This window comes from Oleiphilus sp. HI0079, from assembly GCF_001635105.1.
In genome coordinates this window covers 1-768 of sequence record NZ_LWFT01000043.1, presented here as the reverse complement: position 1 = coordinate 768, position 768 = coordinate 1, and the positions used below count along the sequence as shown (strand labels likewise).

Genomic DNA, 768 nt, shown 5'->3' with positions numbered 1-768 from the left:
TCTGACCACCAAGTCGAATGTTTATTTCTAAAGTCACTAGAGTTAGGTCTGGAAGAACAGTCCGGCTTTAAAGACAAAAACGACATCCCTGTTATGTTTGGTTCGCCAAACCTAAAGATTGGCTCGAATATTAAGATTGATTTTGACTTGTTCGGTACCATCTTCTTTATGCTCAGTCGCTTTGAAGAGTTAGTCAGTCCTGAGCGAGATCAGCACGATAGATTCCCAGCTAAGGCTTCTCTTGCATATAAATATGGCTTTCTTGAACGTCCGATAGTCGACGAGTATGTCGAATTGTTATGGGCTTGTATGACCAAGCTTTGGCCAGAGCTACAACGAAAAGAGCGCACCCCAAAAATATTTGTTAGCTGTGATGCAGATACGCCATTTGACCCGACAGTAAAGACCTTACCAAGATTACTACGAACGTGTGCTGCAGACCTGCTTAAACGAAAAAGTGTTACTGAAGCGTTAAAGCGCATACAGCGATATCATTTCAATAAAAAAGGTGATTTTCGGTTTGACCCAAATTACACCTTTGATTGGTACATGGATGTGTGTGAGCAGAATGGTTTAAAAGCGGCTTTTTATTTCATTCCTGAATCGATTGAACCTGGCAATGGTGATTATTCGCTTAAAGATAAGGATATTCGAGAGCTTTTGATCAAGATCGATGAGCGTGGCCACGAAATAGGTGTGCATGGTAGTTATCAGACATATCAAGATGGCACCAAACTTAAAAAGCAAAAAGCCCTGTTGGAAGGAACT

The 768-nt window shown here is 41.1% G+C and carries 1 protein-coding gene; it reads left to right on the top strand.

Annotated features, from left to right (window positions below; all coding sequences use genetic code 11):
- On the top strand, window positions 1-768 hold a 768-nt coding region (locus A3750_RS25580; RefSeq protein ID WP_197474770.1), incomplete at both ends, for a hypothetical protein.